Source organism: Sphingomonas sp. Leaf230, from assembly GCF_001421745.1.
GTDB lineage: Bacteria > Pseudomonadota > Alphaproteobacteria > Sphingomonadales > Sphingomonadaceae > Sphingomonas.
In genome coordinates this window covers 374,256-394,489 of the sequence record NZ_LMKW01000009.1, presented here as the reverse complement: position 1 = coordinate 394,489, position 20,234 = coordinate 374,256, and the positions used below count along the sequence as shown (strand labels likewise).

Annotated in this window: 21 protein-coding genes; 8 read left to right on the top strand and 13 right to left on the bottom strand. The window is 66.1% G+C overall.

Annotation, left to right across the window (positions count from 1 at the left end):
• Positions 1-79 precede the first annotated feature (79 nt).
• Positions 80-1,618 (top strand): L,D-transpeptidase family protein, encoded by a 1,539-nt coding sequence (locus tag ASE82_RS10920; protein ID WP_082441437.1) that lies wholly within the window; start codon positions 80-82, stop codon positions 1,616-1,618.
• On the opposite strand, the gene ASE82_RS10915 is transcribed toward ASE82_RS10920, so the two are convergent.
• A complete protein-coding gene (locus ASE82_RS10915) occupies positions 1,615-2,949 on the bottom strand; it encodes a chloride channel protein (RefSeq protein WP_056062762.1) in 1,335 nt (444 codons plus the stop codon). The two genes, ASE82_RS10920 and ASE82_RS10915, sit on opposite strands and share 4 nt — an antisense overlap.
• A gap of 169 nt (positions 2,950-3,118) precedes the next feature.
• Between ASE82_RS10915 and ASE82_RS10910 the strand changes: the two genes are divergently transcribed.
• A complete protein-coding gene (locus ASE82_RS10910) occupies positions 3,119-4,282 on the top strand; it encodes an endo-1,4-beta-xylanase (protein WP_235524664.1) in 1,164 nt (387 codons plus the stop codon).
• Between the two features lie 27 nt (positions 4,283-4,309).
• Here the strand turns inward: ASE82_RS10910 and proC are convergent, their stop codons facing one another.
• From proC to ASE82_RS10885, 5 genes are all read right to left on the bottom strand, one after another.
• Positions 4,310-5,113, bottom strand: coding sequence for a pyrroline-5-carboxylate reductase (gene proC / locus ASE82_RS10905; protein WP_056062756.1), 804 nt, complete (start codon positions 5,111-5,113; stop codon positions 4,310-4,312).
• A complete protein-coding gene (locus ASE82_RS10900; RefSeq protein ID WP_056062753.1) occupies positions 5,110-5,616 on the bottom strand; it encodes a YbjN domain-containing protein in 507 nt (168 codons plus the stop codon). Before ASE82_RS10900 ends, proC begins: the two co-directional genes overlap by 4 nt.
• A 97-nt stretch (positions 5,617-5,713) precedes the next feature.
• The gene (locus tag ASE82_RS10895) at positions 5,714-6,001 is read right to left on the bottom strand and encodes an accessory factor UbiK family protein (protein WP_056062749.1); all 288 of its coding nucleotides are present in this window, start codon (positions 5,999-6,001) and stop codon (positions 5,714-5,716) included.
• 51 nt (positions 6,002-6,052) lie between these two features.
• On the bottom strand, positions 6,053-6,571 hold the full coding sequence (locus ASE82_RS10890) for a TspO/MBR family protein (protein WP_056063399.1): 519 nt from the start codon (positions 6,569-6,571) through the stop codon (positions 6,053-6,055).
• Between the two features lie 220 nt (positions 6,572-6,791).
• On the bottom strand, positions 6,792-7,592 hold the full coding sequence (locus tag ASE82_RS10885; protein ID WP_056062746.1) for a TlyA family RNA methyltransferase: 801 nt from the start codon (positions 7,590-7,592) through the stop codon (positions 6,792-6,794).
• Between the two features lie 185 nt (positions 7,593-7,777).
• Here ASE82_RS10885 and ASE82_RS10880 point away from each other — a divergent pair, with 185 nt between their 5' ends.
• Positions 7,778-8,449: an RBBP9/YdeN family alpha/beta hydrolase gene (locus tag ASE82_RS10880; protein ID WP_056047792.1), complete on the top strand. Its 672-nt coding sequence runs from the start codon at positions 7,778-7,780 to the stop codon at positions 8,447-8,449.
• Positions 8,450-8,594: 145 nt separating this feature from the next.
• On the opposite strand, the gene ASE82_RS19470 is transcribed toward ASE82_RS10880, so the two are convergent.
• Both ASE82_RS19470 and dxs read right to left on the bottom strand, forming a co-directional pair.
• Positions 8,595-8,762, bottom strand: a complete 168-nt coding sequence (locus ASE82_RS19470) for a hypothetical protein (RefSeq protein ID WP_156348866.1) — start codon at positions 8,760-8,762, stop codon at positions 8,595-8,597.
• Positions 8,759-10,681 (bottom strand): 1-deoxy-D-xylulose-5-phosphate synthase, encoded by a 1,923-nt coding sequence (gene dxs / locus ASE82_RS10875; protein ID WP_056062743.1) that lies wholly within the window; start codon positions 10,679-10,681, stop codon positions 8,759-8,761. The genes ASE82_RS19470 and dxs overlap by 4 nt, the downstream gene beginning before the upstream one ends.
• Positions 10,682-10,773: 92 nt before the next feature.
• Here dxs and ASE82_RS10870 point away from each other — a divergent pair, with 92 nt between their 5' ends.
• Positions 10,774-11,304 (top strand): GNAT family N-acetyltransferase, encoded by a 531-nt coding sequence (locus tag ASE82_RS10870; protein WP_056062740.1) that lies wholly within the window; start codon positions 10,774-10,776, stop codon positions 11,302-11,304.
• Between the two features lie 164 nt (positions 11,305-11,468).
• Here the strand turns inward: ASE82_RS10870 and ASE82_RS10865 are convergent, their stop codons facing one another.
• Both ASE82_RS10865 and ASE82_RS10860 read right to left on the bottom strand, forming a co-directional pair.
• Positions 11,469-11,936 carry a Fur family transcriptional regulator gene (locus ASE82_RS10865; RefSeq protein ID WP_056062737.1) on the bottom strand — a complete coding sequence of 156 codons (468 nt, stop codon included), beginning with the start codon at positions 11,934-11,936 and terminating at the stop codon, positions 11,469-11,471.
• 40 nt (positions 11,937-11,976) lie between these two features.
• Positions 11,977-12,360, bottom strand: coding sequence for a MerC domain-containing protein (locus tag ASE82_RS10860; protein ID WP_056047781.1), 384 nt, complete (start codon positions 12,358-12,360; stop codon positions 11,977-11,979).
• 199 nt (positions 12,361-12,559) lie between these two features.
• On the opposite strand from ASE82_RS10860, the gene ASE82_RS10855 reads away from it, so the two are divergent.
• From ASE82_RS10855 to rpsI, 3 genes are all read left to right on the top strand, one after another.
• Positions 12,560-13,612 carry a COX15/CtaA family protein gene (locus ASE82_RS10855; protein WP_056063395.1) on the top strand — a complete coding sequence of 351 codons (1,053 nt, stop codon included), beginning with the start codon at positions 12,560-12,562 and terminating at the stop codon, positions 13,610-13,612.
• A gap of 124 nt (positions 13,613-13,736) precedes the next feature.
• Positions 13,737-14,216: a 50S ribosomal protein L13 gene (gene rplM, locus ASE82_RS10850; RefSeq protein WP_082441436.1), complete on the top strand. Its 480-nt coding sequence runs from the start codon at positions 13,737-13,739 to the stop codon at positions 14,214-14,216.
• Complete coding sequence (gene rpsI, locus ASE82_RS10845; protein ID WP_082441435.1) at positions 14,216-14,773, top strand: 30S ribosomal protein S9; 558 nt, start codon at positions 14,216-14,218, stop codon at positions 14,771-14,773. The genes rplM and rpsI overlap by 1 nt, the downstream gene beginning before the upstream one ends.
• A gap of 306 nt (positions 14,774-15,079) precedes the next feature.
• Here the strand turns inward: rpsI and ASE82_RS10840 are convergent, their stop codons facing one another.
• Together ASE82_RS10840 and ASE82_RS10835 are read right to left on the bottom strand one after the other, a co-directional pair.
• Positions 15,080-16,063 (bottom strand): polysaccharide deacetylase family protein, encoded by a 984-nt coding sequence (locus tag ASE82_RS10840; RefSeq protein WP_056062734.1) that lies wholly within the window; start codon positions 16,061-16,063, stop codon positions 15,080-15,082.
• Complete coding sequence (locus ASE82_RS10835; RefSeq protein ID WP_235524662.1) at positions 16,060-17,949, bottom strand: histidine kinase dimerization/phospho-acceptor domain-containing protein; 1,890 nt, start codon at positions 17,947-17,949, stop codon at positions 16,060-16,062. The genes ASE82_RS10840 and ASE82_RS10835 overlap by 4 nt, the downstream gene beginning before the upstream one ends.
• A 167-nt stretch (positions 17,950-18,116) precedes the next feature.
• Here ASE82_RS10835 and ASE82_RS10830 point away from each other — a divergent pair, with 167 nt between their 5' ends.
• The gene (locus tag ASE82_RS10830; protein ID WP_055880606.1) at positions 18,117-18,584 is read left to right on the top strand and encodes an Lrp/AsnC family transcriptional regulator; all 468 of its coding nucleotides are present in this window, start codon (positions 18,117-18,119) and stop codon (positions 18,582-18,584) included.
• Between the two features lie 220 nt (positions 18,585-18,804).
• On the opposite strand, the gene ASE82_RS10825 is transcribed toward ASE82_RS10830, so the two are convergent.
• Positions 18,805-20,097 carry a hypothetical protein gene (locus ASE82_RS10825; RefSeq protein WP_056062732.1) on the bottom strand — a complete coding sequence of 431 codons (1,293 nt, stop codon included), beginning with the start codon at positions 20,095-20,097 and terminating at the stop codon, positions 18,805-18,807.
• Positions 20,098-20,234 lie beyond the last annotated feature (137 nt).

Here is a 20,234-nt window from a genome sequence, read left to right as displayed (position 1 = left end):
ATGTGAGCCCATCGAACCGTCCAAACGTTATCCACCTATGACAGTACGAACTTCACGGATGCAGCTCGCTTTGGGTTGCATGCCGGTCCTGGCTCTGGCGCTCGGTGGATTTGCTCCCGCGCCGAAGCCCATCGTCCCAACAAAGGCCATCGCGGAAGGCCAGTCCCGCACCGCGTCGAAGTCGGCACCAAAGGCAGTTGGCAAGGCCACTCCGGCCAAGGCAACTTGGACCGCGGGAAACATCGCAGCCTTCGATCAGATCCTTGCCGACCGTGCGCGCCACGGCCTCGATCGGGTCGAGTTCCTACCCGCATCCGCCGATGGCGCCACGCCGATCGACGATGCCGCGCGAACCAAGGCCGCACTCGATTATGCCGGCGCGCTCGCACAGGGCCGCATCGACCCCGCCTCGCTGCATCAGGTCTACACTCTGCCCCGTCCCAAGGTCGATCTCGCCACCGGCCTCTCCCGCGCGCTGGCCAAGGGCGATCTCGTCGCTTGGTTCGACGGTCTCCCACCGCAAGATGCCGAGTATAAGCAACTCTCCGACGCGTATCTCGCGTTCAGCGCCAAGGCGTCGACCGCAACGCCGGTGCAAGCGATACCCTCCGGCGTCATCCGCGTCGGCAACCGCGACGCGCGCGTCGCCACGATCGTCGAGCAGCTCGCTGAGAGCGGATATCTTCCCTCGTCGACCGACCCGCTCGCCGTAGCGCCCGTACCGACGCCATTTTCGCCGACAGCGACCACGCCGACGACCGCGGCACCAATGATCTACACGCAGGCAATGGCCGAGGCGCTGAAAGGGCTCCAGACCGACTACGGCATCGCCGCCGACGGCGTGGTCGGCCCCGAGACGTTAAAGGTACTGAACCTTGGTGCGGGCGACCGTGCGCGCGCGCTCGCGGTCGGGCTCGAACGGCGGCGATGGCTGGCACGAACGCCGCCGCCCACCCGGATCGACGTCAACACCGCCGCCGCACAGCTTCGCTACTACCGCGACGGCACGATGATCGATCAGCGCAAGGTGATCGTCGGCGAACCCGGCCGCGAGACGCCGGCGCTGTCGTCACCGATCTATCGTCTGGTTGCCAATCCCACCTGGACCGTGCCGAAATCGATCCAGAACGGCGAGATGGCCAATGTCGGCGAGGAGTATCTCACCGCGCACAACATGGTCGTCCGCGATGGCTGGATCGTCCAGCAGCCGGGGCCGAGCAACGCGCTAGGCATGGTCAAGTTCGACATGGCGAACGATCAGGCGATCTACCTGCACGACACCTCCGCGCCGGGCTTGTTCGATCGCAGCCAGCGTCATCTGAGCCATGGTTGCGTCCGTGTGGAGGATGCGTTGGGGTTCGCGCGTATCCTCGCGGAGGACGAAGGCGTCGGCGAAGCGTGGCAGACGGCGCAGGATTCGGGCGAGACGAGCTTCGTCCCCCTGCCCCGCCGCATTCCGGTCCGGCTGCTGTACCACAACGTCTATGTCGACGATGCCGGCAAGGTCGCGTTTCGGACCGATCCTTACGGCTGGAACGATCCGATCGCGGAGCAACTCGGCTTCGCCAAGGCATCCGCCAAACGCGCCGAGGCGCAGGCGATCGATATCGGGCCTTAAGGGGCTTTCGACGTTCCGGGCATCGCGAACGTCTTCGACAACCCGTGGTACAGCTTCTCGCGGCAGACCCATTGGCTGGCCGCATCGGCGATGAACGCGGTCGCGAACATCGGCAGCATCAGTCCGCGGCTGGCGGTCGTCTCCGACAGGATGATGACCGCGGTCAGCGGCGCGCGGACGACACCCGCGAAATACGCGACCATCCCCAGGATCACGATCGCGCTTGCGGGTTCGCCGGGAAACACTTCGCGGAGCAAATTGCCGACGCCAGCCCCGACAGCAAGCGACGGCGCGAAGATCCCGCCCGGCAACCCCGCGATCGCGGTCGCGGCGGTCGCCACGAACTTGGCGGGTCCGAACCACAAGGGCGCATCGACACCGACGATCATCGCGCGCGCCGCGGAATAGCCCGTTCCCCAGGTCAGGCCGGTGAACACGCCTAGCACCGCGACGACGGCACCACACGCTCCGGCGAACTTGACCGGATTGGCGCGGGTCCAGGTCGTCATGCGGTTGCGGCTCTGCGCCATCGCCAGCAGCGTGCGGGAAAACAGACCGCCCGCCATCCCGCCGGCGATCCCGGCGACCGGTGCTACCAGCAGCGCCGACAGCAACGGCATATGTGCGCCGATCGCGCCGAAATAGATGTAGTCGCCCTGCACCGACTGCGCGACCATCCCGGCGATGACGATCGCCGCGAGGACCAGCAGCGTCACGCGCTGCTCGTACGCCGACGCCAGTTCCTCGATCGCGAACAACAGCCCGGCGAGCGGTGTGTTGAACGCGGCTGCGACACCCGCCGCCCCGCCAGCGATCAGCACGCCGCCCCGCAACGGTACGCGGACGAGCCGATGCGTCGCGCCCATCACCGCCGCGGCAAGCTGCACGGTCGGTCCCTCGCGCCCGACCGACGCGCCGCCTAGCACCGCGCCGATCGTCAGCACGGCCTTGGCGGCGACGGTGCGCGGCGAGATCAGCGTCCGCGTCGCCTCGTTCGGATCGGCCTGTGCCGCGATCACCTGTGGAATACCCGATCCCCGCGCGAACGGCGCGTACCGCCGCGTCAGCCAGACCAGCGCCATGAACGTCAATGGCGTCGTCAACAGCGGCAGCCAGTGCCAGCTCTGCGCGTACCCGGCGAACACCCCCGCCGCCCAGTCCGCCGCTTCGGCGAACAGCGTCGCGACGACGCCGATCAGGATCGCACCTGTCAGAATCGCCGCACGAGTGCGGAACTGCACGGACCGTGGCCCACGTGCACGCAGCAACGCACGGTACCGCGAAGGCGTCCAGCGTTTCGCCGGCATAAGATGATCGAAGAGCCCAGGCATGATGTCGATCTAGTTGATGCCGGCCGCCACGTCACCCGCCCCGTCACCCGCCTGCGTCACCCGCCTGCAACCTGGCTTCGCGCAGGCCTTGGCGGCCCGGTAAGCGATTGACATCGTCCCGATATCTAACAACGATAGCGCTATCACAAAAATATAATGAGGATGCTTCGTGGACATTACACGACGGGACGGACTGGGCATGCTGGCGGGGCTCGCGGCTGCCGGCGCTGCGGCGAATGCTCAGGCGCGATCGATCCTGCGCGCGACGGGAGCCGACGGGAGCCTGCAATCGCTGGCAGCAGCCAAGGGCATGCGCCTCGGCTCCTGTTTCGCGTGGAGCGAACCTGGCGCGGACCGCGGCTCGTTCGCCAACCCGGCCTATGCGAGACTGCTGAAGCGCGACTGCGGGCTGCTGGTCCCCGAGAACGAGATGAAGTGGCAGGCGCTCCGCCCCAGCGCCACGACCTTCGACTTCACGCGGTTCGACGCGATGATGGCGTGGGCCGATGCCAACGCGCTGCCCGTCCGCGGCCACAACCTCCTGTGGCACCAGCCCAAATGGATGCCGAAATGGGAGGAAAGCCACGATTTCGGCGCGACGCCTGCGCGTGCGGCGGAACAGTTGCTCGTCCGGCACATCACCACGGTATGCCAGCGCTACGGTACGCGCATCCGCAGCTACGACGTGGTCAACGAGGCGGTCACCCCCGCCGACGGCACGCTGTACACGACCGCCCTGTCCCGCGCCCTCGGCAGCCCCGAGGCAACGCTCGACCTTGCCTTCCACACGGCGCGCACCGCAGCCCCGCACGCGCAACTCGTCTATAACGACTATATGAGCTGGGAGCCGGGCAACGCACAGCACCGCGCCGGCGTCCTCAAACTGCTGGAGGGGTTCAAGGCGCGCGGCGTTCCGGTCGACGCGCTCGGCGTCCAGTCGCACCTCGTCACGCAAGGCACCGACACCCGCGCCACGATCGCCGCGCTGGAAGGCGAATGGCGCCGTTTCATCGATGCCGTCACCGCGATGGGCTATGCCATCGTGATCACCGAGCTCGACGTCCGCGACAATAATCTCCCCGCCGACGTCGCCACACGCGACCAAGGCGTGGCCGACTTCACGCGCAGCTATCTAGACCTGATGTTCGCCTACCCGGCGCTGAAGGACGTGCTGTTGTGGGGCATGACCGACCGCTACAGCTGGATCGAGGGTTTCGAGCCGCGCAAGGACAAGGCTCGCCGCCGCCCCTGCCCGTACGACGCCGCGTTCGTCGCCAAGCCGATGCACGCCGCAATCGCCGCGGCCTTCACTGCGGCTGCACCGCGCGGCTAGCGACTCCCACGACATTCGACGCCGCCTCTAGCGCGCCGCTGCTGCCATTTCGGCGTTGCGACGTTCCGAGGCGGCAAGCGTCGCGGTAAGCAGCGCGACCAGGGCATCGTCGCGGTCGAGGACGTTCAGGCCCTCGCGGGTCGATCCGCCGGGGCTCGCGACGCGGTCGGCGAGTATGCCGGGTGATACGTCCGCTTCGGCCGCCATGATCGCCGACCCTTCCAACGTCGCGATCGCCAAACGCGCCGCCTGGTCTACCGGCAGCCCGAGCGCTGCCCCCGCCTTGGCGAGCGCATCGGCGAATCGGAACACGAACCCAGGGCCGGATCCGGCAAGCGCGGTCACCGCATCGAAATGCGCTTCGTCGGCGATCCATTCGTAGTGACCGAGCGGCACAGCGAACGCTTCCGCCGCCGCGATCGCCTCTTCCGACGCCCCAGCGGTGTAGAGCGACGTCACGCCCTTGCCGATCGCCACCGGAAGGTTGGGCATCGCGCGGACGATCGTGTCAGCCGCGAACCGCTGGGAGAGTGCCGCGTAGTCGACACCGGCGAGGATCGACAGGAGCAGCTGCGGCTTGCCTCGCATGGGCGCCAGCAATGCCTGCGCCGCATCGATCTGCTGCGGCTTCAGCGCGAGCATCACCGTCGCGGGCGCCTCTTCGTCGGGAAGCGCAGTCAGCGAACGGACACCTTCGGGTGCCCCCTGCCCGCTCCGCGTGATCACCGTAACGGTCGCCGGATTGAGCCCGGCGGCGATCCATCGCCGCAGCATCGCCCCGCCCATGTTGCCGCAGCCGATCAGCCACAGCGGACCTGCCGGAAAGTTCATGCCTCGCCGTGCGTTTCGATCAGTGCCGCGGCGATCGCTTCCTTGGGGCTCTTCCCGCCCCACAGCACGAACTGGAACACCGGATAGAAGCGCTCGCACTCCTCGATCGCCGATTCGACCAGCAGTTCCGCTGCGTCGAGCGACATCGTGCCGTCATCGCCGCCGTCGACCATAGCCGCGTGCCGGAACAGCAATATGCCGCTCGACGACCAGAGTTCGAAATGCCCGATCCAGAGCTGTTCGTTGACCAGCCCGATCGTCTCATACACAGCCTGACGGCGTTCGTCGGGCACCTTGATGTCTGGAAAAGCGAGGAATTGCAGGACGCTATCGTCGTCGCGCCACAGCGCGCGCAATTCATAGGTCGCCCAGCTTCCCTTGACGGTCGCGACGATCTCGTCGTCGTGGCGCTCATGCTCCCAGCCATGCGCGGCGTAATAGCTCTCGAGCATGTCGATCGGGGCGGCGTCTTCGTGGTCGTGGTCGGCGTGTTCAAGCATCATAGGGTCCTGGCGGTCCTTATCGCACGACAAAGGGTGCCGAGGCAAAAACGCCCCGGCAACCCCATCGGCCCCAATTCTGCGGAAAACTGTGGAAAAGTCAGTCGAAAGACGCCCCGGCCGGCGCACCTACTGTCGATTGTGCCGAAAACTTGGCTTCGAGCACATCGAGCCGGGCCTTCAATGCATCGTTCTCGTCGCGCGCGGCAGCGGCCATCGCCTTCACGGCGTCGAACTCTTCGCGGCTGACGAAGTCGAGCCCGCCGAGCCATTCGCGCGCGCGTTCCCGCGCGCCGGAACCGGCTTCGCGACCGACGCCCGCAAGCGTACCGGCAGCACCGTTCAAGACCTTGACGATATCGTCGAACACGCGGTTTTCGGACTGCATTGCTTCAAAATCCCAAAGACTGTCGCAGTGACTGTTACAGTGACTGCTGCGTCACAGCATTTGGGACGTATGCGGCGCGGGTGCAAGGGTTTCGGCATCGGGGTTCAACTGCCCGATGCTGAACGCGAGCACGCCGGCAAAGCTGATCCACACCATGTACGGCACCATCAGCCACGCCGCGGCGGGGCGAATGCGCGCGAATACGAAGGTCGCGGCGATCGACAGCGCCAGCATCGCGACGATCACCAGTACCGACAGCCCGATCTTGTGCGCGCCGAAGAACATCGGCGTCCAGGCGAGGTTGAGCAGGAACTGGCCAACGAACAGCGCGACGGCCAGCCCGCGCAACCGAGCGCCCCGTGCGTTGAGGATCATCGCGAGCGCGAGGCCAATCAGGATGTAGAGCGTGGTCCAGACGACCGGGAACACCCAGCCCGGCGGGTTCAGCGCGGGCTTGGCGAGCGCCATGTACCAGGCATTCTCGCTGCCGACGCTGACCGACCGGCCGGACAGAAAGCCCAGCAACAGGATCAGGGGCACGGTCACGACCGCCCAGCGGAGGAACGACATCCTCAACTGGCCCTTCGAAGCGATACCGCCCACACAAATCCTTCCGCCTCTACGCGCGCTCGTCCTGGCGCGCATTTTGCGATCGGTAAACCGAGTTTGGTGGAGAATCGTTCCGCTAGTGGTTCATTCCGGTACGCCACCTCCCCACGCCGTCATCCTGACGAAAGTCAGTATCCAGGATACCGAGCGCACCCAGTGTGGCTCTGGGTCCTGACGTTTGTCAGGATGACAGAGGCGTTTCGGGATCGTTTGGCGCGTCCGAGGCAGGCTGTTCCACCGTTAGACTCTCGCCATGCAAAGCCGCAATCAGGAACTCGACATTGCCCTCGGGCCCCGTGATCGGGCTCTCGACCACACCGACCACACTCCACCCCTGCCCCGTCAACCACGCCGCGACCTCGTCGCAGACGCGCTGGTGGATCGCGGTATCGCGGACGACACCGCCCTTCCCCACTTCGCCGCGCCCCGCCTCGAACTGCGGCTTCACCAGCGCCATCAGCCGCGCGTCCGGTTTGGCAAACGATATCGGCCGCTCCAGCACCTTCGCCAAGCCGATGAAGCTCGCATCGCAGACGATCAGGTCGATCGACTCCGGGATATGCGCGGGCGTGAGAATCCGCGCGCTGGTCTGTTCGTGGACGACGACGCGCTCATCCTGCCGGAGCGACCAGGCAAGCTGGTTCGTCCCGCTGTCGACCGCGTAGACCTTCACCGCGCCGTTCTTCAGCATGACGTCGGTAAAGCCGCCGGTCGACGAGCCCACGTCGATCGCCACCGCGCCGGTCACGTCCCAGCCGAAATGCGCAAGGCCGTGCGCCAGCTTGATCCCACCACGAGAAACCCAGGGATGGTCACGACCGCGTACGTCGAGTTGCACGTCGTCCGCGAGCGTCTGTCCCGGCTTGTCGACCTTCTTCGTCCCCGCAAACACGAGGCCCGCCATGATCAGCGCCTGCGCGCGCGTCCGCGACTCGACCAGCCCCCTGTCGACCAGCATCTGGTCTGCACGTACCTTCACCATCCGCCCGCTATCGCCGCCCGATCCGATTGCCGCAAGCTGCCTTCCTTTCGCCGCAATGTCATTGCCTACCGAACGAGTAGGATTATCTTGAGCACATGGGATCGTGACCGGATGGCGTGCCCTAGAGCGTCCTTCGGCCACGCTCCCGACCTCGAAGAACGAGGTTTTGGAGAAGGAGAAGCGCTGTGGGTAGTTTCGCACCGTATGATTCCGTCCAGCCGACGATCCTGACCGTGCCCGGCCTTGGTGGATCGGGTCCTTCGCACTGGCAGACGTTATGGGAAGAGGCGCGGCCCGACACGGTGCGCGTCGAGCTCGGCATGTGGAACACGCCGCACCGCAACGCCTGGGTGACGCGACTTGACGAAGCGATCCGGCAGGCACAGGCGCCGGTGATCCTCGCCGCGCACAGCCTCGGGTGCCTCGCAGTGGCGTGGTGGGCCGAACTCAGCCCGCAGCCTTATGGCTGGCCGGTAGCGGGCGCGCTTCTCGTGGCGCCGGCGGACGTCGATCGCGGCGGCGCGCAGGCCGAACTGAAGGGCTTCTCGCCGACGCCGCGCACGCCGCTGCCATTCCCGTCGATCGTGGTCGCGAGCAGTGACGACCCCTGGGTCACGCCGGAACGCGCGCACAGCATGGCGGCGGACTGGGGCAGCCACTTCGTCGATGCAGGCCCGCAGGGACATTTGAATGCCGCGAGTGGGATCGGCTGGTGGCGCGAGGGGCAGGATCTGCTGGAGCGGGTGATCGCGGCGAGTGGCGATGGTCGAGGGCAGGCTTTGCCGCCAAGCAAAGCGCGGTCGATCCTTGCGGTGAGCGCTACCGACGCCGCGCAAACGCACTACTTGGGCGGTTAACCTCACCTACCTGACGGTACACCACCCCGGCGAAGGCCGGGGCCCAATTGGTGAGGTCACAGTAACGATGCACCGCGCTCGGTTACCAACGTCTCCCAATTGGGCCCCGGCCTTCGCCGGGGTGGTGGCTGCTACCAAAGTCCGCTCAAGAAATCCGAGAACCGTCCTCATCGAACAGCTCGGGGTTCGCCGCCTGCTCGGCCTTCGCCGCAGCCAGCCCACCCCGCATCCGCCGCCACATCGCGATATTCAACGACACCATCACGACCACCGCCAGCGCAATGATCACAAGACCTCTGGTTGGCCCGGTCATGCGCGCGCTTCGGCGACCCCGCCCGAATTGTGGCGGAGCGCCTTGAGCACGGTATCCACCAGCGCAGTCGCGTCGAGCCCGGCTTCGGCATACTGGACTTCGGGCTTGTCCTGGTCCTGATACACGTCGGGCAGACGCAGCGTACGCAGCTTGAGCCCGCCGTCGATCAAGCCCTCGTCCGAAGCCATCGTCAGCACGTGCGCGCCGAAGCCACCGACCGAGTTCTCCTCGATCGTCACCGCGACTTCGTGCGTGGTAAGCAATTTCCGAATCAGATCGACGTCGAGCGGCTTGGCGAAGCGGAGATCCGCTACCGTCGTGCTCAGCCCCTTGGCTTCGAGAACCTCGGCGGCCTTGAGCGCTTCCTCGAGACGCGTGCCGAGCGACAAAATCGCGATCTTCTTGCCCTCGCGCACGACGCGACCCTTGCCGATCTCCAGCAGTTGCGGAGTCTCTGGGAGCGCGACGCCGGTGCCGTTGCCGCGCGGATAGCGCACAGCGATCGGGCCGGTGTCGTACTGCGCCGCGGTGTGCGTCATGTGGACGAGTTCGGCCTCGTCCGCCGCCGCCATCACGACGAAGTTCGGCAGCGTCGCGAGGTAGGTGACGTCGAACGACCCGGCATGAGTAGCGCCGTCCGCGCCGACCAGCCCCGCGCGGTCGATCGCGAAACGGACCGGCAGGTTCTGGATCGCCACGTCGTGCACAACCTGGTCGTACGCGCGCTGGAGGAACGTCGAGTAGATCGCGCAGAACGGTCGCATCCCCTGTGCGGCGAGCCCGGCGGCGAAGGTGACGCCGTGCTGCTCGGCGATACCGACGTCGAAGAAGCGGTCGGGATACGCCTTGGCGAACGCGTCGAGCCCGGTGCCCGAAGGCATCGCCGCGGTGATCGCACAGATCCGCGGGTCCTTGGCGGCCTCCGCGACGAGCTGCGCGCCGAACACGTTCTGGTATTGCGGCGGTCCCGGCGGCGCCTTGGTCTGCACGCCCGAGATCACGTCGAACTTCTGGACGCCGTGATACTTGTCCGCGGCCGCCTCGGCGGGGCCGTAGCCCTTGCCCTTCTTGGTGACGACGTGGACGAGGATCGGGCCCTCCTCGGCATCGCGGACATTCTCGAGCACCGGGATCAAATGTTCGAGGTTATGCCCGTCGATCGGGCCGACATAATAGAAGCCGAGTTCCTCGAACAGCGTGCCGCCCATCGTCATGCCGCGCGCGAACTCGTCGGTCTTGCGCATGCCGCTGGCGATCGGCCGTGGCAGCCGCTTGGCGAGTTTGCGCGCGAGGTCGCGGAAGCCGAGGAACTCGCGGCTCGACACGATTCGGCTCAGATACGCCGACAGTCCACCGACCGGCGGGGCGATCGACATGTCGTTGTCGTTGAGGATCACGACCAGCCGGTTACCCGCCTGCGCGGCGTTGTTCATCGCCTCGTACGCCATGCCCGCGGACATTGCGCCATCCCCGATCACCGCGATGCCCTTGCCGGGCGTCCCCGCGATCTTGTTGGCGATCGCAAAGCCCAGCGCCGCCGAGATCGAGGTCGAGGAATGCGCCGCGCCGAACGGATCGTATTCGCTCTCGCTACGCTTGGTGAAGCCGCTGAGCCCCCCGCCCTGGCGCAGCGTACGGATTCGGTCGCGGCGTCCCGTCAGGATCTTATGTGGATAGCATTGGTGGCCGACGTCCCACACCAGCCGGTCGCGCGGGGTATCGAAGACATAGTGGATGGCGGTGGTCAGTTCGACAACGCCGAGGCCCGAGCCGAGATGCCCGCCGGTGGTGCCGACCGCGGAAATCGTCTCGGTACGCAGTTCGTCGGCGAGTTGGCGGAGCTGGTCCGGGCGCAACTTGCGGAGGTCGTCGGGCGTCGAAACGGTGTCGAGCAGCGGTGTCGAGGGAAGGTCGGCCATCGGACGGGCTTAATGCAGCGCGCGTATCGTGTCGATTGTTACCGTGTCATGGCGTAGCATTCGCGCTGGAATCGCTCGGAAAGTGCACAAATATGAACTTTACGCACCGTGTTGCCGTCGCCGCCGATATTCCGGCGATCTCCGCGCTGATGGCCCGCGCAATCGGCGCGTTGCAGGGGGACTTCCTCACGCCGGCACAGGTCGAGGCGAGCCGCGCGGTGATGGGGCTCGATACGCAGCTGATCGCGGACGGGACGTATCTGCTGGTCGAGGCGGACGGTCGGCTGGCCGGATGTGGCGGATGGAGTCGGCGCGCGACGCTCTATGGCGGCGATCACAGCACGGCGTTGCGCGATGCGGCGTTGCTCGATCCGGTGCGCGACGCGGCACGGATCCGCGCGATGTATACCGACCCGGACTTTACGCGGCGGGGTGTCGGGCGGCTGGTGTTGTCGGTTTGCGAGGCGGCAGCGCGAGAGGCCGGGTTTGCGCGGGCGGAGATGATGGCGACGCTAGGGGGGGAACCGCTGTACCGGGCCTGCGGGTATCTGCCGATCGAGCGGATCGAGACTCCGGGAGACGTGCCGGTGCCAATGATCCGGATGGGGAAGGATTTGAACTGACGCACGCCAAGAACACAACGGTCCCCCCTCCCTGAAAGGGAGGGGCCGGGGGTGGGTCGGCTTCCGGACCAGGCGGCGCCGGCCAAAGCCAGCCGACCCACCCCTACCACTCCCTTCCAGGGAGGGACGGCTCAATCATGAGATTAAGCGTGCGGGGTAAGCTTCTACTTCGCTTCGCACTCCGCACATCGCCCGCGGACTTCGATCACCGGCCTCACCGGGGAAAAGCCCGCCGCCTCCGCCGCGTTCCGCACACCCTTGGTGATCGTGTCGTTATCGAGATGCGTGGTCTGGCCGCACGAGTCGCAGACCAGGAAGATGCAGTCGTGCAGGCAATCGGGATGCGCGTTGGCGACATAGGCGTTCGCGCTCTCGACTCGCCGCGCTAGGTTCGCGCCGACGAACAGATCGAGGATGCGGTACACGCTGTTCGCGGCGACCCGGCGACCTTCGGCCTTCGAAACGGCCTCGGCGATATCGTAGGCCGATGCCGGCTTCTCGAAGCTGGCGAGGGCTGCGAACACGCTGGCGCGCATCGTCGTCCATTGCTCGCCGGCCTTTTCGAGCGTCGTCTGTGCTGCGACGGTAAGATCGGCGCCCTGCGGTTCGGTGTGGTTGTGAGCGTGCGCCATGCTGGTGAAGTAGGATGCCGGAGGGGTTCCAGCAACCCGCTCAGCTTTCCGCGCGACGGTTGAGATCGTGGCCGAATGCGAGCAGGCCGACGCCGACGATCGTCCACAGCGTCTCGCCGCCACCGCTGTCGTGCGGCAGCGTCATCGCACCCGCCATGATGCCGAGTCCGAGTGCACCCATCGCGGCGGGCATCATATAGCCGTGGTTCAACACGCCGCGACCGAGCGCCAGCGCGCCGAGGCCGATAGCGATCGTCAGGCCGACTTCGTGGAAGATCGGGTCGAGCAGGAAACCGCCCGCGGTCGACATCAGCGCGACCAGCACGGAGGTCGCCAGGCAATGCACCATGCACAGGCCCGACAGCCCGATCGCATAGCGATCGAGTCCGGCGAAGCGGTGGGTATGCGTGGCCGAGGGCGTCATCGTTCGTCGGATATAGACGCCTCGTTGACAGGATACAACATTACATTGTCAATTTTGGCGGTAAGTTAGGCCAGATTCTGAAGGGTTCACTCCCTCAGCGGCTACTGGAGTCTTGGCCCTCGATCGCCCCCAGCAACATGAAGCAACGGCGCACCACGAACCGATGGCGCCCCGCCGCGCAAACCACTATCTCCTCACCATGCTTCAACCCAGCGCCGCCTTCCTCACCAAAGCCCGTCCTCGTTCCGTCGCCCTGTGGCTGTTCACGGTCGCCGGCCTGATCGTCGCGATGGTCGTCATCGGCGGGATCACGCGGCTGACCGAGTCGGGGCTGTCGATCACGCAGTGGAAGCCGATCAGCGGGATCATCCCGCCGCTCAACGACGCACAGTGGCAGGCCGAGTTCGACGCCTACAAGCGCATCCCCGAATACGCCGCGTTCAACGCAGACATGACGGTCGGCGGGTTCAAGGCGATCTTCTTCTGGGAATATCTGCACCGGCTGTGGGGCCGCGTGATCGGTTTCGTGTTCGCGGTGCCGCTCATCTGGTTCGCGGTGCGCAAGCGTATCCCGGTCGGCTATGGCTGGCGGCTGTCGGCGTTGCTGGCGCTCGGTGCGTTCCAGGGCGCGATAGGCTGGTGGATGGTTGCGTCCGGCCTGTCGGTGAGGACTGATGTCAGCCACATCCGACTCGCCGTCCACCTGCTGACCGCGCTGACGATCCTCGCCGGGATCGTGTGGACCGCGCTCGACCTAATGGCGCTGCACTGCAATCCGCTCGCCGCCCCTGCCCGGCTCGCGCCGGTAGCGATCCTCGCACTGGCGCTGCTGTTCGTGCAGCTTGTCTACGGCGCGTTCACCGCCGGGCTCGACGCTGGCTATGCGTTCGCGAGCTGGCCACTGATGGGCGACGGGCTGTTCCCCGCGGACGTGCCGATGGTGAACCCCGCCTGGAGCAACGCCGTCGACAACCCGATCGTCGTCCAGTTCATCCACCGCTGGTTCGCGTTTGCGGCCGCAGCCGGACTGATCTGGCTGGCGATCAAGGCGACCAAAACGGGCAGCAGCGCGGGGTTCTTCGTCGTCGGACTCGTCACACTCCAGATCATGCTTGGCATCGCGACGCTGATGACCGGCGTGCAGATCGACGTCGCGGTCGCACACCAGGGCAACGCCGCGCTCCTCCTGATCGCCGCGATGTTCGCCGCGCACGCAGTCGGCAGCGCACCCCGCATTACGCAGCGGGTATAATAATACCCGTCAGGAAACCGGCGGAAAGCTTGACTTGAAGCCCCCCTTTCAGCATTAGGCCGGCATTCGCGCTGCGGGGCCTCCCCTTGGTGCGCTTGCATTCAATCTGGAAGGTCTAACGCCCATGAAGGCGCTCATGAAGACCACCAAGTCGGCAAAGCCGGCAGAGGTGGACAAGCAGTGGCATATCGTCGACGCGGAAGGTCTCGTCGTCGGCCGTGCCGCATCGATCATCGCCAACGTCCTGCGCGGCAAGCACAAGGTGTCGTTCACTCCGCATGTCGATTGCGGTGACAACGTCGTCGTGATCAATGCCGACAAGATCCGCTTCACCGGCAACAAGGCCGCGAAGAAGATCTATTACAAGCACACCGGTTACGCCGGCGGCATCAAGGGCATCACTGCCGCCAAGGTCCTCGACGGCCGCTTCCCCGAGCGCGTCCTCGAAAAGGCTGTCGAGCGCATGATCCCGCGCGGCCCGCTGGGTCGTGAGCAGATGCGCAACCTGCGTATCTTCAAGGGCACCGAGCATCCGCACGAGGCACAGAACCCTGCCGTGCTCGACATCGGCAGCATGAACCGCAAGAACAAGGTGGGCGCATAATGTCCGACAACCGCCAGTCGCTCGCCGATCTCGCGAGCCTGACCAACCAGCCCGCGCCGGCTGCCCCCGCCGAGCAGGCTCTGCCGACCAGCGAAGGCGATATCGCAGCGCCGGTCTCGAACGAGCCCGTCCGCGAGCCGATGCCGCTGCGCGAGCAGATCCTCGACAAGCAGGGCCGCGCCTATGCGACCGGCCGTCGCAAGGACGCCGTCGCGCGCGTCTGGGTCAAGCCCGGCACCGGCAAGATCACGATCAACGGTCGTGACCAGGAAGTGTATTTCGCACGTCCGACGCTGCGTCTCGTCATCAACCAGGTGTTCGGGATCACCGAGCGCGAAGGTCAGTACGACGTCGTCTGCACTGTCAAGGGTGGTGGCCTTTCGGGCCAGGCCGGCGCGGTCAAGCACGGCATCAGCCAAGCCCTGACCCGCTTCGAGCCGGTGCTGCGCGCATCGGTAAAGGCAGCAGGCTTCCTGACCCGCGACAGCCGCGTCGTCGAGCGCAAGAAGTACGGCAAGGCGAAGGCCCGTCGTAGCTTCCAGTTCTCGAAGCGCTAATCTCGCTTTCAGTATCTGCGTATCAGAAGGGCGGTCCGGCAACGGGCCGCCCTTTCTGGTTTTGGGGTACAGCTGTGATTTGAGGGTGGGAGTTCCAACGAAGCCCAAACCACGACGATCTCCCCTCCCTGGAAGGGAGGGGGCGGGGGTGGGTCGGCCAGCTTGAGCCCCAACGGTCGGACATGCGGAAACCAACCCACCCCCTGCCCCTCCCTTCCAGGGAGGGGAGCCCGTTGGACTTAGCCGTAGCGTCGCGATCAAATTTGTTTGCGAACCTTCGAATAGAGCAAGCCCGCGATCCGGCCGCTACTCGAGCGCCGAGATGATCTCGTCAAGCGAGGCGTTGCGAATCCCACGCCGCTCGAACTCGTCGAGCATCACGGTCCACCATGCATGAAAACGCTTCAGGTCCGCCGCGTCACGAACATAAGGCGTGTGACCCGGGACCAAAGACGGCGAGTGGAACGACAGGTTGAGCAACCGCAGCCCTTCGCCAGCCGCCACCGCGACGGCCTCCAAAGCGTCGGCGATCGGCATGTCCTCGGGCGTCAGCGCGATCCGGGACAGCAGGTGCGCGCGCGCGAAGAGGCCCCTGCCCTTCGGAATGCGTCCGAGTGCCCGGTACAAATGCGCGCCACCCCATCGTGCACCACCCGTGAAAACCGTAGTCAGCGGCAACTCGACGATCCCCTCTGCGCGATAGGCGCCGGCGTCGGCCATCGAGAAATCTGGCCCCCCGTCGGCACTGTAATCGTAACCGGGACGCACCGAGCTATCGATCCGGTAACCGAGCCTAGCGAGCAGCGCGAAACTGTTGGGACCGATGCCGTAGCGGCCGGCGCGATAGGCGCGCGGGGCTCGGCCGAATGCGGTCGTGATGGCCCGGGTCAGCGTTTCGAGCTTGGCGGCTTCCGATGCGCGCGGCAGGTTGCCGGCGTAGCTCGATCCCGGCGGCGCGCTGTCCGGGAACGGCGGATTGACCCAGGCATGGAGCTGCGTGCCGATCTCGGAACGCCCGTCCTCGACGACCCGCGACAGGATCGCGACGGCCGCCGGATCGGTGGCGACCGGATAGTCGACCATGCAGGCCAGCGCGACGCCCCGTTCGGCGAACCGGCGATGCGCCTCTGGAAAGGCCACCATCGCGGTCGTCGCGCGGTTGCGGCGATCCAGCGGGGCGTTCCAGTCGAATTCCTCTTCGACGTCCGCGAAGACGGTAAAGCGCGTGCCGAATTCCTCGGGCCATACCACGCGTTGTGCGTCGGTCAGGCGCGGGGGGCGATAGGTCACCGCTGTTCGTCGGCGGTCCGCTCCGCATCGACAGTATCCGCGGCCGGAAGCTGAAGGGTCAGCCGGTCGGCGCCGATCGTCAGCACGCCGCCCAGTTCGACCGCGAGGTTCTGTGCCAGCCGCAACGCGAACCCGGTCCCGAGCAAGGGCGCGCCATCGCCGTCGCTCTCATGTTCGGCATCGATGCTCAGCAGGACATCGGTGGCATGGGCGGCGAGCGCGGCGGGTCGGTCGAACTCGATCGTCACGGTATCGGCGACCGGCCGCACGACTACACCGATCTGCTCGCCCTTCCGCCCGGCGGAAACCAGCGCGGCGAGCAACCGGCCGATCAACCGCTCGACCGCACGATCGTCGCCGCGAATGTCGCAGTCGCCCGCCGGCATTGCCACGCCCAGGCTCGTCCCCCGCAGCGTTGCGAGCGGCTGGAGATCCCGCACGACCCGGTCGAGCAACGGACGAACCGGCACCGTCGTCGGGCGCAGGTCGAGCGCACGCCCTTCGATCCGCGCGGCAGTATCGAGATCGTCGATCGCCGCGAGCAGGTCGCCCGCCTGCGTGCGGATCGTGGTCGCACGGTCGCGGTAGGTCGGCGAGACCGGGCCGAGCAACTGCGTCTCGATCAGCTCCGCGAACCCGGCGATCGCATTGGTGGGCGTGCGCAGTTCATGAACGAGCTGGCGGAGCGAGTCGGACACTGGTGACGAGACGCGAACCGGCTCGGCCGTCTCGTCGCGACGAGGGCGACGCCCCGTTCCGCGGAAGCCGATGAAGCGACCCGACGCATGTTCGAACGCCGGTACGCCCGACAGCCGCCACGATCCGAACGCATCGGACAGGCCGCCCACTTCAAGCCGCGCATCGCTGAACCGCGAGCGTCGGCGGAACGCGCCTGCCGCAACTCCGTCGAGATGCGCCTCCCCCTGCTGCGCGGCATAGGCGAGCGACACGCCGACCAGTGCCGAGCGGGCGACGCCGTCGACCATCCGGATGACGCCTTGCGCGTCGGTCTCGAAGCGGAAGCCCTCGATTTCGGCCGCCGCGGGCGCTGGCGTAGCAGCATCGACGGTGCGGTCGCGATTGAACGCCTCGATGCGCGCGACGAGGTCGGAAATCTCGAACCGGTCCGCCGGCGCTGGTTCAGCTTCCTCGACGACATTCGGCTCGGTCTCGGCTAGCTTGGCGTGGCGAAACGCCTCGGCGACGAACGGCAGCCCGCGTGCAACCGCACCGAGCGCCATGAACGGGGTTTCGCTGAGCGGCGCTGCGTAGAAGGACAGCTCGGGAATGTCGGCGGGAGCCGGTTCGGAAAGCTTCGCGATCGGTTCATCGCGGACTGGCGCCTTTTTGCTCAGCGCCGGCTCGGGGGCGATCGGTTCAGGTGCGACCGGTTCAGCCTCGGCCACCTCGATCTCGACTGGCGCTTCGGGTTGCGGCAACACGAAGTCGGTCGGACCGAAGCTCTGCAACCCACGCTGGACCTCGGCGGGCAGATCACGTCGATGGCGCAGGACGGATCGGCTCGGCGGCGTCAGTCGCGGGAGAAGCGCGAGCCAGTCGTTCGGCTCCAGCGTGGCAGTCCGCAACACCGGTGCGGCGATCGCCAGAACGTCCTCCGCGAAGAACCCGACGAGGCGCGCATCGGGCTTGGCAAACGCCAGCGCCCGCGCACTCGCGGCACGGACCTCGACCGGTACCGCCTGCCGCAACAGCCGCAACCGCGCGATCGCCGGCTCGTCGACGACCGCGCGACCGCGTCCCATCAGGTCGACCAACTGCCGCCACGCCGATTGCGCACCGAAATCGGTGGCCATGTCGGCGGCAAGGATCGTCTTCAGGCTATCGTCGAACCGCACATCGTTCCCCGGCTTCAGCGGGCTTAGCACGCTCTCCGTACCGATTCCTTAACGCGCGCGGCGATGCGAAGGAACAACCCATTTTGGTAGGCAAAGGCCTTCGTCGCATTGTGGGACAATTGCGTTTCGCCGCAACAATCTTATCGCTATGAGGAATGAATCGCTTGGTTTGCGATGCCCATCAGGAGTTGCGTGTAATGAGTTTTGACCGGATCGATCGGCAGATCCTGTCGCTGTTGCAGGCCGACGGTCGGATGACCAATGTCGACCTGGCCGACCAGGTGGGGCTCACTGCGCCGCCGTGCCTCCGCCGTGTCCGCGCACTCGAGGAAGCGGGTGCCATTCGTGGCTATCACGCCGATCTCGATGCCAGCCGCCTGGGCTTCCCGATCACCGTGTTCGCGATGGTGTCGCTGCGCAGCCAGGCAGAGCACGACCTCGCCGCGTTCGAGCATCACATTGCCGACATTCCCGAAATCCGCGAATGCCACATGCTCAACGGCGAGATCGACTTCATCCTGAAGATCGTCGCCGCCGACCTGAAGAGCTTCCAGGAAATCCTGACGACGCACCTGACGCCAGCGCCGAACGTGGCAAGCGTGAAGACGTCGCTGACGATCCGGACGGCGAAGGCGTTGTCGGGCATCCCGGTGGTGGTCGACTGATCTTCTGACTTCCAGCCCTCGCCCCTCCCTGGAAGGGAGGGGTTGGGGGTGGGTTGGGTTCCGCTTGGTTCGGACTTTCATGACACAGGCAGGCCAACCCACCCCCCGCCCCTCCCTTTCAAGGAGGGGAGTTCAGACGCCTTGATCGGCCAGCCATACCCTCAAACGAAAACGGGGTGGCATTGCTGCCACCCCGCTTCCTCGTTCAAGACGCCGCAGCTTAGGCAGCCGGCGCACCGAGCCAGGTCGTCCACAGGCCAGCAACATCCGCCTTGGGCGAAGCCTTGACCGCCGAGAACGCCGTCGTGGCGCCAGCCTTGTCGCCCGACCGCGCGAGCGCGATGCCCATATGCAGGTTGACGTCGTCGGCATCGACGCCGCCCTTGGTCAGCGCCAAGCGATACAGCTCGATCGACTTGGCGTAGTTGTTCTGCCCCAGATAGGCATCGGCCGTACCCGCGGCGAGCTTGCCGTTGGGCGCGGCCGCAGCGCGCTTCTCGAGACCCGACAACGGACCGTCGTTGGCGATGTTCTTGCTCGCGTCCGCCAGCAGGCCCTTGGCCATCGTGTTCGACGCCGGGATCTTGCCCGATGCGAGACCTTCCTTGATCACCGCCTGCGCTTCGCTCGGCAAGCCGCGACGGTTCACGCTGTCGGCATACTGGAGATAGTCTGTCTGATCGGCGAGCGAATTGGTCGCACGCATCAGGCGGAACACGTCGACCTTCTGCGCCTCATCGAGTGGGATCAAGGCGTTGGCCTGGATGCCCGACAGGATCAACACGTCACGCCAGTTCTTCGCCGACGGGTATGCCGTGATCCACTTCTTCAGCCACGCCATCGTGTCGGCGTTGCGCTTGGCGGCGTAGGACTTGGCGATCGCGTACCGGTAATATTCCTCCGGCGCCTTCTGGCCCGATGCCGTCATCTGCGCGATGCTGGCCTCCAGGTCGGCGGTCGCACCGGCGACGTCGCCGCTGTCCATCTTCGCCTTGATGACCTGCAGCGGCAGGTTCGGATCGGTGTAGCCGAGTTCCTTCGCCTTGGCGAAATACTGAAGCGCGATCGGGTACTGCTTGCCGTTGAACGCGAGTGCGCCGCGGCGATAGGCGTAGCGACCACGATCGGCAGCCGGCGTCGCCGGGTTGGCGATCAGCGCGTCGAGTGGCTTTGCCAGCGTCGTCTCGTTCATCGGCGCGTTCGGGTTGGCGGTCTGAGCGGCAACCAGCTTCTCGTTCTCGAGCTGATAACGCAGCGCCGCGCCGATATACTTCTCGTAATCGGTCTTGGCGGCGGCATCGACCTGATCGATCGCGGTCTGCGCGCCGGCGTAATCCTTGGCGGTCAGCGCAGTCTGCGCGGCGATGCCGGGCTTCTGGACTTCGGGGCTCAGCTTCATTGCCGGTGCCTCTTCGGCCTTCTTGTCCTTGGCGAACGCAGGCGCCGACAGCGCGAGGCCGCTCGTGCCGGTGGCAAACGCCGCAATCAGTGCAAGCTTGGAAATGGTCTTCATGCGGAAACTCTCCCTCTGCGTCGGCCCGCTTACGTAAGTGGCGCGCCGCGACGCTATATGGTCCGTGGTGCATACGTTCAAGCAAGCGGTCCGGATCCCCTGCCTGCAAATTAGCGGGTGAACGTCGATTGAACGCG